The organism is Actinacidiphila oryziradicis (assembly GCF_005047355.1).
Classification (GTDB): Bacteria; Actinomycetota; Actinomycetes; order Streptomycetales; family Streptomycetaceae; genus Actinacidiphila; species Actinacidiphila oryziradicis.
In genome coordinates this window covers 448050-462181 of the sequence record NZ_SUMC01000001.1, presented here as the reverse complement: position 1 = coordinate 462181, position 14132 = coordinate 448050, and the positions used below count along the sequence as shown (strand labels likewise).

The following is a 14132-nucleotide window of genomic DNA, read 5'->3' as shown; positions in this document are numbered from 1 at the left end:
TCAGGTAATCAGTTTGGGTGACGGGGAGGGTGCGCTGAGTGGAGCCATGCCTACGCTGAGTGCATGCCACGGTTCAGCGTCGTCGTGCCCGCGCACAAGGTGCAGGGCTTTCTGCGGGTCTGTCTGGAGTCGGTCCTCGATCAGTCGTACGGCGATCTGGAGCTCCTCGCTGTCGATGACTGCTCCCCCGACGCGAGCGGCGCCATCATCGATGAGCTCGCCGCCCGCGACGCCCGGCTCCGCCCGCTGCACCTCCCCCGCACCGGCGGTCCAGGCCCCGCCCGCAACGCCGGTGCCGCCCATGCCGACGGCGACTACCTGCTCTTCCTCGACGGCGACGATCTCCTCGCCCCCGGCGCCCTCGCCGCCATCGACGCGCGACTGCGCGAGAGCGGCGACCCCGAAGTCCTCCTCTTCGGCCACGAACGCGCCGACATCTGGGAGCGCGTCAGCCCCAGGGACGACGAGCTGTCGCTCTCCGGCCCCTTCGCAGCCTTCCCCGCCGCCTGGAACCGCGCCGTCCGCCGCGACTTCTGGCAGCTCCTCCCCGGATTCGGCGACGGCCCCTACGAGGACCTGCCGCTCGCCTACGACATGCTGCTGGCCGCCGCTCCCGGGCGTGTCGCCTGTCTGGACCGGGTCTGCGTCATCTGGCGGGAGCGGCGGCGCGGCAGCTTCACCACGACGCCGGGGCGGCAGCACTTCGCGGTGCTCGCCCGGTACGACGAGGTGTTCGCGGCGCTGGGCCCGGGGCCGGGCGCTGCGGCGCCCTCGTCCTCAAACGCCGGACGGGCCGATGCCGCCGGGCCGGGGCAGACCACCGGTCCCGGCCCCGGGCACGCTTCCCTCGTCGGCACCGCGCACGCGGTTGTCTACCGCGCCATGGCCGACCGCCTGCTGGAGGTCCTGGACGACCCCCGCCGTATCGCCCCCGCCGACCGGGCGGAGTTCTTCCGGGAAGCCGCCCGCAGCCTGCGCCGGCACCGGCCGCCCGGGTATGCCGCCCCGCCAGGCCCGGAGGGCGTACGCCTGCGTACGGCCGTGGCCGGTTCGTACGGCGCCTACCGGGCGCTGGAGCTCGGCGCCAAGGCGGCGCGCACGCTGGGCGGCCGTAAGAACACCGCCGCGCGCAAGGCGTACGCCCAGTACTACCGGACACAGCTGAGGCGGCCGGTTGACGAGAACCTCGTCGTCTATGGGGCGTACTGGAACCGCGGCGTCTCCTGCAATCCGGCCGCCGTCTACCGCAAGGCGCGCGAACTCGCGCCGCACCTGCACGGCGTATGGGTCGTCAATCGCAAGGACCGGGAGGCCGTCCCGGAAGGCGTCGACTGCGTCGAGGTCAACTCGCGGCGCTACTGGGAGGTCCTGGCCCGCGCCAAGTACCTGGTCAACAATGCCAACTTCACCGGCGAGGTGATCAAGCGTCCCGAACAGGTGTACCTCCAGACCCACCACGGCACCCCCCTCAAGCACATGGGCATGGACCTCCGCGCCCACCCCGCCGCCGGCAAAAGCATCAGCTTCACCCGGCTCCTCGGCCACGCCGACCAATGGGACTTCAGCGTCTCCGCCAACCAGCACTCCACCGAGATCTGGGAGCGTGTCTACCCCAGCGACTACGAGACCCTCCCGGCCGGCTACCCGCGCAACGACGCCTTTTTCGCCGCGACCGCCGACGACGTCCGGCGGCTCCGCGCCGCGCTCGGCATCCAGCCCGGCAGCATCGCGATCCTCTACGCCCCCACCCACCGCGACTACCAGCGCGACTTCGTCCCACCACTGGACCTGGCGCGGCTGGCCCGCGAACTCGGCCCCGGCCATGTCATCCTGCTGCGCGCCCACTACTTCTACGGGGCCGCACGCACCGCCGGGCTCCCCGAGGGCGTCCTTGACGTCTCCGCACATCCCTCGGTCGAGGAGCTGTGCCTCGCCTCGGACGCCCTCCTCACCGACTACTCATCGCTGATGTTCGACTACGCCAACCTGGACCGCCCCATCCTCGTCCACGCCGCAGACTGGGACACCTACCGTGCCGCCCGAGGCGTGTACTTCGACCTCACCGCAGAGCCCCCCGGCCTCGTCCTGGAGGACGAGGCCGGTATCGCCGCCGCCTTCCGCTCCGGCGCCTGGGACGCCCCCGCCCCCACCGCGCTCCGGGCTGCCTTCCGCTCCCGCTTCTGCCCCTACGACGACGGCCGCGCCGCCGAGCGGATCGTCCGCCGGGTGCTCCTCGGCGAGCCCGGCCTCCTCCCCGTCCTCCCGCTGCCCGAACGCACGGTCGCGCCGTCGCCGCGCCAGGTGGCTCCGGCCGGTTCGCCACCGCCGGACCACGCCGTCTCCGTCCTGCCGGACGCGGCGGAATAGGGTTGCCCGGCGCCGTGAACCGGTGCCTTCAGGGGGCTGCGGCCTGCCCCGCTGGACGCGGCGGGGTGCGGAGGTGCCCGGCACCGTGGGGCTTGATGGGAGCTGCCCGACTGCGCTTGCTCAGTGCATCGCCGGGCACTGCATCCCGCCGCGACCGGCGTCAGCCGAAGCGGGGCGGCTCGGCGGTGGTCAACCGGCAGTAACCCGGCGCGGCGCCTACCGCCTGCAGGCGGTAGGCGCCGGGACGTCGGGGCCGGCGGCAGCCAGTAGGAGGGCGTGCGTGGGGGCGGGGGCGGGGTGGCGGGATTCAAGGGGGACGAGGGGGACGAGGGCGGGGAGGGGGGAGTGCTGGCCGAGGAAGAGGTGGCGGACGACGCGTTCGGCGGCGTGCCCGTCGTCGAGGGCGCAGAAGCGGGAGCGGAAAGCGGCGCGGAGTTCGGTGGAGCGGGGGCCGCGCCAGGCATCGGTGGCGAGGATGTCGATGAGCTCGTCCTGGGTGCGGGCCACGAGCCCCGGGGGTTCGGCGGGGAGGTCGAAGTAGACGCCACGGGCGGCGCGGTAGGCGGTCCAGTCCTCGGCGTGGATGACGATGGGCCGGTCGAGGTTGGCGTAGTCGAACATGACCGACGAGTAGTCCGTGAGCAGGACGTCCGAGGCGAGGCAGAGCTCCTCCACCGACGGGTGGGCGCAGACGTCGATGACGGACTCGGGCAGCGCCGCCTTGGCGTTGTGCAGATAGTGCGCGCGCACCAGAATCACATACCCGGGGCCCAGCTCACGGGCCAGCCGCTCCAGGTCCACGGGCGGGACGAAGCCGCGCTGGTAGTCGCGGTGGGTCGGGGCGTAGAGGACGGCGGTGGCGCCGTCGGGGATACCGAGCCGGGTGCGGATGCGGAGCACGTCGTCGGCGTCGGCGGTCTGGAAGATGTCGTTGCGCGGGTAGCCGTATTCGAGGCTGGTGAAGCCGGCGGGGTAGGCGCGCTCCCAGACCAGGGTGGAGTGGCGGTTGGCGGAGAGGCTGTAGTCCCAGCGGTCGACGTGGCCGAGCAGGCGGCGGAAGTCCATGTCAAGGGCGGCCGCCGGGTGGTCCTGGAGATCCAGGCCCATGTGCTTGAGGGGGGTGCCGTGGTGGGTGTGGAGATTGGTCTGGCCGGGCCGTTTGCGATAGCGGTGCGGGAAGTTCACGTTGTTGACGAGGTACGTGGCCCGGGCCAGCGCCGTCCAGTAGGCCGACGAGCCCGGGTGCAGCCGCCGGACACCGGACGGCAGGGTGTGCGCGTACTTGGGCGTGGTGATCCAGGCGGTGCGGATGTGCGGGGCGAATTTCCGGACGGCGGCCTCGATGGCGGCCGGATTGCAGGCGTAGCCGCGCTCCCAGTAGGCGGCGAAGACCGCGAGGTTCGGGTCGAGCCGCCGGTGCCGCTGGACGCGGTAGTGGAGCTGGAGCACACCGGCGCGGAGCCTGACATACGCCCGGCGGCCGCACCGCCGCAGCCGGGTGCGGGTCCGCAGGACACGGTCGAGGGCGTCGAAGGTGCGGCGGACTCCGAGCCCGAGCAGCAGATAGCGCAGCCGGGTGCGGCGCGACCCCGTGACGGCTGCGGCTGCGCCGGCGGGCCGGTAGCGGCGGTAGTACGCCCGGCTGCGCCGGAAGAACTCGGCGCGGGTCCGGCGCGGCAGCCGGCCGGGGGTCCGGTAGATGGTGGTGAAGTGGTCGAGCATCCGGCGGAAGATCACCGGCCGCCAGGAGGCGGGCACCGACGGGCCGTCGAGGAAGGCGAAGACCCGGTCGTACTGCTCGAAGACGTCGAAGTGCTTCCGGCTGGTGGTCCCCAGGATGTTGCCCTGGCGGCGCTGCCGGTAGTGCACACAGACCCGGTCCAGCACCGTGAGGGAGCGGGCGGCGATCAGCGTCGGATAGGTCCAGGGGGTGTCTTCGTAGTAGCCGGGCGGGAAGCTGAAGCCGCGCTGCTCGATGAAATCCCGGCGGTAGGCCTTGTTCCAGACGACCTGCAGCAGTCTCAGCAGATCGGGGCGGTCGGCGAGGGTGAAGACCTGCGGGTCGTGCTGGACGAGCAGATCGGCGCGCCGATTGCGGACGGTACGGCCGTTCCAGTGGGCGCGGTCGTAGTCGTAGATGAGGATGTCCGGCTCGGCCGTCTCCTTCAGCCGGTCGGCGATGGCCTGCAGCGAGCCGGGGGCGAGGGTGTCGTCGCTGTCGAGGAACAGCACGTAGTCGCCGGTGGCGCGGGCCATCCCGGCGTTCCGGGCGCGCCCGAGGCCGACGTTCTCCGGCAGGTGGACAGCGCTGACCCGGCTGTCGCGGTCGGCGAACTCGTCGAGGATCTCGCCGCTGCTGTCGGGTGAGCAGTCGTTGACGGCGATCAGTTCGAAGTCGGAGAAGGACTGGGCGAGGACCGACTCCATGCATTCGTACAGGTAGGCCTGCACTTTGTAGGCGGGCACGATGATGCTGAACCGGGGCAAGGCACATCCAGAGGTCGGCGCGGACGGACGCGTGTCATGTCATGTCTCGCGGGCGCGTGACCGGTTATCGGATGAGCTGCTACGTACGCGGCCTGTGCCCGTTATATCCGGGCAACGGCGTGAACGGCCATCTGGTTACGGTGTGGAAGCCGCAGGCCCTTTCCCGCCTACAAAATGAGTCGCCAACGGAGCGGCTGCGCGAGGCTCCGTCGGAGCCGGTCAGCATCGACCGCATCGCACAGATGGCTCGCGAGGCGCGCGCCACCGTGTATGTGGTCTTCGGCTCGCGCGCGGGGCTGTTCGAGGCGGTAGGCGCGGATCTCCTGCAGCGCGGCGGGTTCGAACGCATACTCCAAGCGGCGGCCCACCCGGATGCGTGCGAGGGCCTGCGTGACGAGATCCGGGGCATCGTCGAGATGTACGCGTCCCATCGGGACGTGCTCCGAGTGCTGTCCTCGATGGCACTGCTCGACGCCGCCGCCGTTGGCGGGGCGATCCAGCGGATGGAGCAAGGCCGGTCCAGCGGAATGGCCCACCGTGTGCAGCGAGTGGCCGATCAGGGCATGTTGCGTCCGGACGTCACCGCCGACCAGGCCGCCGACCTGCTCTGGCTGCTGACGAGCTTCGACAGTTTCGACCTGCTGTACACCGGCCGAGCTCTGTCCGTCGACAGGGTCGCCAAGACGCTGATGATGACCGCCGAGCGCAGCCTCTGCCGGTGAGGCAGTGCCGCCCCGGTGCCCAGTGGCCTAAGGCTTGTCACCTACGTGCCCGCGCCCGGCGGAAACCCGGCCGGCCATCGACCCCGGGCCGGCGATAACGGCGTCACTTCACCGCGCCGGCCATCACCCCCGAGACGAACTGTCGTTGGAACGCGAAGAAGACGGCCAGCGGGATCACCATCGAGACGAACGCGCCCGGCGCGAGCACATCGATGTTGTTGCCGAACTGTCGGACCTGTTGTTGCAGGGCAACCGTGATCGGCTGGGAGTCGGCGTTGGCGAAGATCAGGGCCACCAGCATGTCGTTCCACACCCACAGGAACTGGAAGATGCCGAGCGAGGCGATCGCCGGGCCGCCCAGCGGCATGATGACGGTCGCGAACAGCCGTAGCTCGCCCGCGCCGTCGAGACGCGCGGCCTCCAGCAGCTCGCGGGGGATCTCGGCGAAGAAGTTCCGGAGAAGGAAGATCGCGAACGGCAGGCCGAAGGCCGTGTGGAAGAGCACGACACCTGTGATGTCGCCGAAGATCCCGATCTTGCCGAAGAGCCTCGCCACCGGGATCAGCGCGACCTGGATCGGCACCACCAGCAGGCCGACGACGACCAGGAACCACCAGTCGCGGCCCCGGAAGTCCATCCAGGCGAAGGCGTATCCGGCGAGCGAGCCGATGACAACCACCAGAACCGTGGTCGGCACGGTGATCAGCACGGTGTTGAACAGGGAGCTGGTCACCGCGTTATTGCCCAGCAGCTCCCGGTAGTTGGTGAAGGTCAGCTGCGAGGGCGCGCTGAAGACCTTCCACCAGCCGCTGGCCGCGATGTCCGTCGGACTGCGCAGCGAGGAGAACAGCAGGCCGATGGTCGGCACCAGCCAGAACAGCGCGACCAGCAGGAGGAAGACGCGCAGCGCCCCGCCCGCGGCCCGCCCCGCGAGCCGGGTGGCCAAGGACTCCCGGGGCTTGGTGGCCGGGGCGCCGGAGATGCCGGCCGGTTCGGCGGTGGCGCTCGGTGTCAGCGAGGTCATCGTGCCCTCCCGTTGGTCGCGCCGCCCGCGGCAGCGCTGGTGGCGGCAGCGCCGCGCCGGGCGTCGGCGATGGCTCTGGGCGGCCGGGTGCCGGGCAGCCGGGGCACGTTCGAACCGCCTCGGCGGCGAGTACGCGTCATCGGCGGCGCTCCCTTCGCATGCGGCGGATGTTGAAGACCAGGACCGGGAGTACGAGCAGCAGCAGGAGCACGCCGATCGCGCTGCCGACGCCCTGGTCGTTGTTGCCGCCGAAGGACGACAGATACATCTGCAGGGCAAGGACGTTGGCGTCCGACATGGACGGGCCGAGCGCGATGATGTACACGAGATCGAAGATCTTCAGTACGTTGATCATCAGCGTGACGAGCACGACCGCCAGCACGGGTGCCAGCAGCGGCACCGTGACCTTCCGGAACACCTGCCACTCGTTCGCGCCGTCCACCCGCGCCGCTTCGAGGAGTTCGCGCGGCAGCCCCGCCAGCCCGGCCGCGATCAGCACCATCGCGAAGCCGGCCCACATCCAGACGTACGCGCCGATGATGGCCGGGGTGACGAGGCTCGGGCCGAGCCAGTCGATGCCGCCGTACTGTTCCGCGAAGTTCGAGGCGGGCAGCCGCAGCCGGGCGCCGTCGGCTACGGCGGGGAGGGCGAAGGTGCCGTCGGCGGCGGACTTCGCGCTGGCGACGACCCTGCCGTTCTTGACGGCCTCGACCTTCACCCCCTTCAGCGCCTTCTCACCCGGATCGACCACCCCGGTCCGACCGCCCCCGCCCGGCTTGAAGTCCAGCCATACGGTGCCGGTCACCCCAGGGCCGGCGGGCGCGGCCCTGGCGTCCTGGGTGCCCGCCGGCAGCTTGGTCGCCGGGATGCCGATCAGCGGCAGGCCGGCCGCGACGCCCGCCCGGACGCTGGACTTGGCGGTGTACGACCCGCCGGCCGTCGCCGCCAGATCCCCGCCGGGCCGGGGGCGGGCGCCCGGGTAGGCCGATGCCTTGGCGAAGGTGTCATGGACGCCCACGATGACGGCGTTGGCGACACCGCGGCCCGGGTCGTGCTCGTAGACCAGCCGGAAGATGATTCCGGCCGCCAGCATCGAGATCGCCATCGGCATGAAGACGATCAGCTTGAACGCGGTACCCCAGCGGACCCGCTCGGTGAGCACCGCAAAGATCAGCCCGAGGGCGGTGGCCACCGCCGGGGCCACCGCCACCCAGATGGCGTTGTTCTTCACGGCGGTCAGGGTGCTGCGGTCGGTGAACACCGAGCCGTAGTTCTTCAGGCCCACGAAGCCCGAGCCGGCGGCGTCGTACAGGCTGCGCCAGATCGTGAACCCGATCGGGTACACCACGAGCGCGCCCAGCAGGGCCAGCGCGGGCAGCAGGAAGAGCGCGGCCACCCAGGGACGGGTCCGCGTCAGCGTCGAGGCCATCGCGGCCTCAGCTGCCCGCGTACGCCTTGGCGGCGTCCGCTTCGAGCTGGGACTGGGCGCCGGTGATGTCCTTCGGGTTCTTCAGGAAGTCCTGGAGATCCTTCCACTCGCCCTGGCCGTCGGTGCCGCCGAATGCCGCCGGGGCCTGGTCCGACATGTCGAAGCGGAAGTTGTCGCCCGCGGCGACCAACGCCTGCGCGATGTTCCGGGACACCTCGTCCGGATAGGCCGACAGGTCCAGCGACTTGTTCGGGGAGAGATAGCCGCCGGAGGACGCCCACACCTTCGCGGCGTCGGTGGAGGCCAGGAAGGTGAGCAGCGCCTGCGAGGCCTTGCTGTCCTTCAACGCCACGGCCACATCGCCGCCGCTGACGACCGGCGCCTTGCCGCTGCCGACGGCTGGGAAGGGGAAGACCTTCGCGTCGGTGCCGACCTTCGCCTTGGTGTTGGCCGAGATGACGGCGGCCACGAAGTCGCCCTCGTAGACCATCGCGGCGCCCGGGGGGTTGCCGGTGAAAGTCTGGGTGATCGACTTGGGGAACTCCGTCTGCAGCGCGCCGCTCTGGCCGCCGGCGATCAGGTTCTTGTTGCCGAACAGCTGGCCGAGGGTGGTGAGCGCCGCCTTGACCGAGGGGTCGGTCCACTTGATCTTGTGCTGGGCGAGCTGGTCGTACTTGGCCGGCCCGGCTTGACTGAGGTAGACGTTCTCGAACCAGTCAGTGAGGGTCCAGCCGTTCGCGCCGCCGATCGACACCGGCGGCGTACCGGACTCGAAGACGGTCTCCGCCGTCTTCAGGAACTCGGCCCAGGTCTTGGGCTCCGACACTGCCGCGGTAGCGAAGGCAGCGGTGTTGTACCAGATCAGCGATTTGTTGGCAGCCTTCGCATAGACCCCGTACTGCTTGCCCTGGTACGCCCCGAGGTCCTTCCAGCCGGTGGAGTAGTTCTTGTCCAGCTGCGCCTGGGCCGCCGTGCCGAGCGGTTTCAGCCAGCCTTTCGCCGCGAACTGGTGCAACACCCCGACCTGGGGGAGGAACGCGACGTCCGGTGGCGCGCCGCCCTCGATCTTCGTGCCGAGGAAGGTGGAGATGTTGTCGCCGGTCGGCACGAAGGTGACGCTCGCGCCGGTGCGCTTGCCGAACTCGTCCAGCACCTTCTGGAAGTTCTTCTGCTCGGGGCCGGTCCACACGGCCGCCACTTCCAGCTTCTGGCCCTTCAGGCTGGGCAGCGACACCGACCCGGAGCCCTGGCTCGCGCTTGCCTTGTCCCCGCCGCTGTTCTTGCTTCCGCCGCCGCACGCCGTCGCGGTAAGTGCGAGCGTGGCCGCCGCTGTGGCGGCGAGCGCCGCCCGGGCGGTGCGGTGCTGCATGCGCTTGCTGGATGTACGCATATATGTGCCATCCCCTCAGCGCGGATCCGCGCCCATGGCGAGGCCGCCGTGGCAGCTCCGCGCCGGGCGTCCCGTCCCCGCGTCATCCGCTGTTCCGTCGACAAGGTCTACGCCTTGGGCGCGACCTGCCGCAATACCGCGTGCGGGCCGGGGCGGTGGATTGTGACCGGGATGTGACTCCACGTCAATGGCCTTGACCAGGCGGTCCTTTACGTGCTTGTCAGGCCGGGGAGGCCGTCGACCGGGCGAGGCGGCCGGAGGCGGTGCGGATGTACAGCTCGACGGTTCCGCCGGAGGACGCGGCCGTCGCGGCGGCGGCCGAGGAGGCGACAGGGGCGACCGTGGCGACGGACCAGGTGGCGGCGCCGGTGGCCGGGGCCACGGCCTGTGCGAGGCCGCCGTCGGCGGCGGGGGTGAAGGCGTAGAGCTGGTGGCCGACGAGGACCGGCTCCGGGCGGCCGGTGGCGTCGAGGCCGTTCACAAGCTGGGCGGGCCGCCAGGCACCGTTGACGTAGGGGAGCCGGAGGACGGCGCCGTCGGCCTTGCGGACGACGAAGGCGTCGAGGGAGCCGTGGGAACGGGAGAGCAGGCCGGGGGCGGAGGTGATGCGCCCGGCGGTGGGGACGAGGGCCCAGGCGTTCCAGCGGCCGTCCACGAGGGAGGCCGTGACGAGGTCGCTGCTGGTGCGGCCGACGAGGTCGATGCGGCCGGGCTCGGAGGAGGCGGCGGCCGGGGCGGAGGAGAAGTGGGTGCGCTCGTCGACCTGGTACCAGCTGCCCCACTGGCCGGCGGTCATGGTGCGGCGGTAGAGGAGGTGGTCGGTGCCGAGGGCGAAGATGTCCAGCCGGCCGGCACGGGAGGAGACCACAGCGGGGTCGTCAGCGGTGCTTATACCGATGAGGCGCTGCCAGTTGCCGTAGCCGGCCGTGCGGGTGTGGGTGATGTACCAGATGTTCTTGTCGGCGCCGCGCGCGAAGACATACGTGGTGCCGGAGACGGTGATCGCGCGCGGGCCGCCGGTGAGCCCGACGGCCGCGGCGGGGGCGGTCTTGAAGGCCGACCAGTGCGGCAGGGGCACCGGGGACTCGACGGCGCCCTGCGGCGAGGCCGCCCCCGCGGTGGGGGCGGTCGGGGTGGGCGAGGAGGCGGTGGAGGCGGTGGAGTTGTCGGGCTGAGGGTCTTGCTGGGTGGCCCCGCCGTTGTCACTGCCCGAGGTGACCGCCCAGGCGCCGAGCCCGGTGGCGACCAGCGCGGCGGCCGCGGCGGCGCCCAGCTTGACGCGGCGGCGTCTGACGGTGTCGGGCACGGCGCGGTGCTTGGGCCCCCGCCCCCCGCCGCCGGCCGGACGGGGCGAGGAGAGCTCCTCGGCGGTGGGGAGCTTCATGCTCGTGTGCGTGTCACGGGTGGAGTCGGGCGCGGCGCCGCGCACCAGGGGTACGGCGCCACGGCGGCCGACGGGCTCATATGATTCCGCGCCGCCCGTGTTGTAGTCGTAGGGCTCGGCGTCGGCCTCGGGCAGGTCGTCCGCGTCGGGGACGTCCACATCGATCGGGGGCATGCCGGCCAGCTGGGGCAGCTGGGCACGGAGCCGTTCGGCGAGCTCGGTGGCCTTGAGACGGGACGCCGGGCCCTTGGCGAGGCACTGGGAGAGCAGCTGCCAGAGATCGTCGGGGAGGTCCGGCAGCGGGGCGACGGTCTCGGTGACATGCCGGCGGAGTACGGCTCCGGGGTGGCCGCCGCCGAAGGGGGTGAAGCCGGCGAGGAGCTCGTACAGCACGGTCGCGAGGGCGTAGATGTCGACACTGGCCCGTGGCGGCAGGCCCTCGATGATCTCGGGGGCGAGGTAGTCGGGCGTGCCGATGATGCGGGTGGCGCGGGTGCGGCGCGGGGAGTCGACCAGGCGGGCGATGCCGAAGTCGGTCAGCAGGGCGGGCGGCGCGCCGCCGGGTCCGGGCGGGGCGGCGGAGTCCAGGAGTACGTTCTCCGGCTTCACATCGCGGTGGACGACCCCGGCGGCGTGCGCGGCGGCCAGGCCGTCGGCGACATCGGCGGCGATGGAGACGGCCGCCTCGGGCGCCAGCCTGCGCTCGCGTTCGAGGCGCGAGCGCAGGTCCGTACCCCGGACCAGGTCCATGACGAGGGCCAGGTCGGTGCCGTCGACGACCAGGTCACGGATGCCGACGATATGCGGGTGGTCGAGGGAGAGCAGCGCCGTGCGCTCCTGCACGAAGCGGCCCACGAGGTCCTGGTCAGAGGCGAGGTCCTCGCGCAGCAGCTTGATGGCGACCGGGCCCTCGGGCCCTTCACCCAGCCAAACCGTTCCGGCGGAACCTCGCCCCAGCACCTGGTGGGCGGTGTAGCGGCTGCCGATCTTCCGTGCCAAGGCTGCTCCGACTCCTCCGACGTGCCGTCGTGTTGGCGACAAAACTACGCGGGTGGGAGCGGATTGGGGGAACCGGTGAGGGGTGAGTGTGGCTTCTGCGGGAGAAATCACCCTCCAGAAGTCGATAAATTGCCTGAGTGGGTGACAGTTGGAGGCCTCAGGTGCCGAATGTGGACCGGTTGAGGTTCACGAAGTCCGCGCTCTGGCCGCTGGTGAATGTCAGATAGACGGTATGGGTGCCGGTGACGGCGCTGATATTGGCCGGGACGGTCTGCCAGGTCTGCCAGCCGCCGCCTTGGCGAGGGCGAAGCTGCCGACGGGTGTCGCGGTGAGGCTGTCGAGGCGTACCTCCACCAGGCCGCTGGCGCCGCCCGCGATCCGGCGGCGAGGCCGGCGAGGTGTGAACGTCGGCCTCGCCGGCGGGGCCGCTCCGCGCCGTCGCGCCGTCCGGCAGGCGTCCCGCTACCAGGCCGTGTCCGGCCTATCATGGACGCCCGCCGCGCTGGGGGCACCTCCCATCGGTAACTGGGGGAGGCTGCTCGTGACATCGGCTGCTCCGCAGCGGGCACGGCGGTGGCGAAGGGGCCGATCACGATCGGCCGGACAGGGTCTAGCCGCCGACCGAGGAGACCCAATTCTGGATCGAGCCGAACCAGTGGCTCACCGAAAGCCAGGTCGCCCGGCCGGAGTTGTACCAGCTGTGCAACGGCCCGAGGTACCAGGCCGCGACCAGGATGATGGCGAGGACGATGATCATCGTCATGCAGCCCTTGAGGCAGCCCAGGCCGGGGATCTTCATCGGGTTGGCGCCCCGGGATCGCGGCTCGCGGCGCGGCGGGGGCTCGGGGGCGGGCGGCCGCTGGGGCTCGTACCGCTGCGGCTGGGGCTGCTGGTAGCCGGGCTGGGCCTGCTGCTGAGGCTGGCGCTGCGACCGGCGCTGCGGTTGCTGCTGGGGCTGGGCCTGGGGTTGCTGCTGTTGGGGCGCGTACGACTGCGGGGCGGCCCCCGGCCCCGGCGGCTGGCGGCGGGGGCGGTGGCGGAGGGGGTCCTGGTCGGGGCTGAGGTACTGGACCTCGGTCTGCTGGGCGCGGTTGCGGGCCGCGTTGAGCTGGGACTCCCAGGGGTGCGGGCTCTGCGGCGCGCCGTCCGGCAGGGGCGGAAGCGCGCGCGTGCGGTCGGCGGCCGGCCCCGAGCCGTTGGGGAGGACCTGGGTGGGGTCGGCGTTCGCCCCGTTGTTCATCCCGGCCGGCAGCACGCTCGTGACGGAGTTCGGGTCGTACGTCCCACGGTTCTGGAGCACCTGGGTCGGGTCGGCGTCGCCGCCGATGCCCGCGAAGGACGTCGCGCCCGGGACCGTGGCCGGCGACCGGTCGGGCGCGAGCAGCGCGGCGACACCCAGCGCGGCCTCGGCCGCCGCCGCGGAGGAGTGCACACCGATGCCGGCCGCGACCACGCGCAGGGCATGTGCGAGGCTCTGGGCGCTCGGGCGTTCCTCGGGTTCCTTACGAAGGCAGTGCTCTATGACCGTCCATAGCGGCTCCGGCACCGTGCTGGGACGGCGCGGCTCCTCGCTCAGGTGCTGGTGAAGGACTTCGAGCGCGCTCTCACCCCGGAAGGGCGGATGGCCGGTGACCAGCTCGTACAGCAGGATGCCGGCGCCGTAGATGTCGACCGCCGAGGTCTGCGGGCGGCCCCGCGCCGATTCCGGCGCTATATAGGCGGGGGTGCCGACGAACTCATGCGTACGGGTGACGCCGGGCGAATCCGCGAGCCGGGCGATGCCGAAGTCGGTCAACATCGGGTGCATCTGCGCACTGCCGTCCGCGCCGGTGACGGTCGCGAGCAGTACGTTCGCGGGCTTGAGATCGCGATGGACTACGCCGTCGGCGTGGCTGGTGGCGAGCGCGTCCGCGACCGCGGCGGTGAGCAGAGCGGTGGCCACCGGGGAGAACGGCCCGTTCTCGCGCAGATAGCGGTACAGGTCCGGGCCGTCGACCAGATCCATCACCAGGGCCAGCAGATCGCCCTCGACGACCAGATCCCGGACCCGCACGATGTGCTCGTGGCGCAGCCGCAGCAGGACCGAGCGCTCACGCAGGAAACGCATCACCACGTCGGCGTCGTTCGCGAGCTCCTCTTTGAGCACCTTGATCGCGACGATCTCGCCGGTGTCGCGCACCTGGGACCGCCACACGGTGCCCGTGGCGCCGCGCCCGAGCGGCTCCTCGAGGAGGTACTTGCTGCCAACCGGCCGCACGATCTGCGCTCCGCTCCCTGGGTCCGATACCTGTCCGGCCCACTGTAGTGCCGCTGACTGCGAGGCACCCGGG

8 protein-coding genes and 2 pseudogenes are annotated in these 14132 nt (G+C 71.5%); 2 read left to right on the top strand and 8 right to left on the bottom strand.

Annotated elements, in window-relative coordinates:
• The first annotated feature begins 63 nt into the window (after positions 1–63).
• On the top strand, positions 64–2367 hold the full coding sequence (locus FCI23_RS02140; protein ID WP_136721665.1) for a bifunctional glycosyltransferase/CDP-glycerol:glycerophosphate glycerophosphotransferase: 2304 nt from the start codon (positions 64–66) through the stop codon (positions 2365–2367).
• Positions 2368–2583: 216 nt separating this feature from the next.
• Here FCI23_RS02140 and FCI23_RS02135 read toward each other — a convergent pair whose 3' ends face one another.
• Positions 2584–4854 carry a bifunctional glycosyltransferase/CDP-glycerol:glycerophosphate glycerophosphotransferase gene (locus tag FCI23_RS02135; protein WP_136721664.1) on the bottom strand — a complete coding sequence of 757 codons (2271 nt, stop codon included), beginning with the start codon at positions 4852–4854 and terminating at the stop codon, positions 2584–2586.
• A gap of 71 nt (positions 4855–4925) precedes the next feature.
• Between FCI23_RS02135 and FCI23_RS02130 the strand changes: the two genes are divergently transcribed.
• Entirely contained in the window at positions 4926–5576 is a 651-nt protein-coding gene (locus tag FCI23_RS02130) for a TetR/AcrR family transcriptional regulator (protein ID WP_246143211.1), read from the top strand.
• 103 nt (positions 5577–5679) lie between these two features.
• On the opposite strand, the gene FCI23_RS02125 is transcribed toward FCI23_RS02130, so the two are convergent.
• The 7 genes and pseudogenes from FCI23_RS02125 to FCI23_RS02100 all read right to left on the bottom strand — a co-directional run bounded on the left by FCI23_RS02125 (position 5680) and on the right by FCI23_RS02100 (position 14059).
• Positions 5680–6600, bottom strand: coding sequence for a carbohydrate ABC transporter permease (locus FCI23_RS02125; protein WP_136721663.1), 921 nt, complete (start codon positions 6598–6600; stop codon positions 5680–5682).
• Positions 6597–6740: a hypothetical protein gene (locus FCI23_RS56110; RefSeq protein ID WP_169316660.1), complete on the bottom strand. Its 144-nt coding sequence runs from the start codon at positions 6738–6740 to the stop codon at positions 6597–6599. Before FCI23_RS56110 ends, FCI23_RS02125 begins: the two co-directional genes overlap by 4 nt.
• Complete coding sequence (locus FCI23_RS02120) at positions 6737–8029, bottom strand: carbohydrate ABC transporter permease (protein ID WP_136721662.1); 1293 nt, start codon at positions 8027–8029, stop codon at positions 6737–6739. The genes FCI23_RS56110 and FCI23_RS02120 overlap by 4 nt, the downstream gene beginning before the upstream one ends.
• A gap of 7 nt (positions 8030–8036) precedes the next feature.
• Entirely contained in the window at positions 8037–9419 is a 1383-nt protein-coding gene (locus tag FCI23_RS02115; protein ID WP_136721661.1) for an ABC transporter substrate-binding protein, read from the bottom strand.
• Between the two features lie 1135 nt (positions 9420–10554).
• Positions 10555–11802, bottom strand: a pseudogene (locus FCI23_RS59205) (serine/threonine-protein kinase); the annotation flags it as partial.
• A 157-nt stretch (positions 11803–11959) separates the two neighbouring features.
• Positions 11960–12177: pseudogene (locus FCI23_RS02105) on the bottom strand (carbohydrate-binding protein); the annotation flags it as partial.
• Between the two features lie 235 nt (positions 12178–12412).
• Positions 12413–14059, bottom strand: coding sequence for a serine/threonine-protein kinase (locus FCI23_RS02100; RefSeq protein WP_136721659.1), 1647 nt, complete (start codon positions 14057–14059; stop codon positions 12413–12415).
• Positions 14060–14132 lie beyond the last annotated feature (73 nt).

Excerpts from the sequence above, each read along its gene's own strand:
- FCI23_RS02140 (WP_136721665.1), top strand. The coding sequence starts at position 64 with ATGCCACGGTTCAGCGTCGTCGTGCCCGCGCACAAGGTGCAGGGCTTT.
- FCI23_RS02130 (WP_246143211.1), top strand. The coding sequence starts at position 4,926 with ATGAGCTGCTACGTACGCGGCCTGTGCCCGTTATATCCGGGCAACGGC.
- FCI23_RS02125 (WP_136721663.1), bottom strand. The coding sequence starts at position 6,600 with ATGACCTCGCTGACACCGAGCGCCACCGCCGAACCGGCCGGCATCTCC.
- FCI23_RS56110 (WP_169316660.1), bottom strand. The coding sequence starts at position 6,740 with ATGACGCGTACTCGCCGCCGAGGCGGTTCGAACGTGCCCCGGCTGCCC.
- FCI23_RS02120 (WP_136721662.1), bottom strand. The coding sequence starts at position 8,029 with ATGGCCTCGACGCTGACGCGGACCCGTCCCTGGGTGGCCGCGCTCTTC.
- FCI23_RS02115 (WP_136721661.1), bottom strand. The coding sequence starts at position 9,419 with ATGCGTACATCCAGCAAGCGCATGCAGCACCGCACCGCCCGGGCGGCG.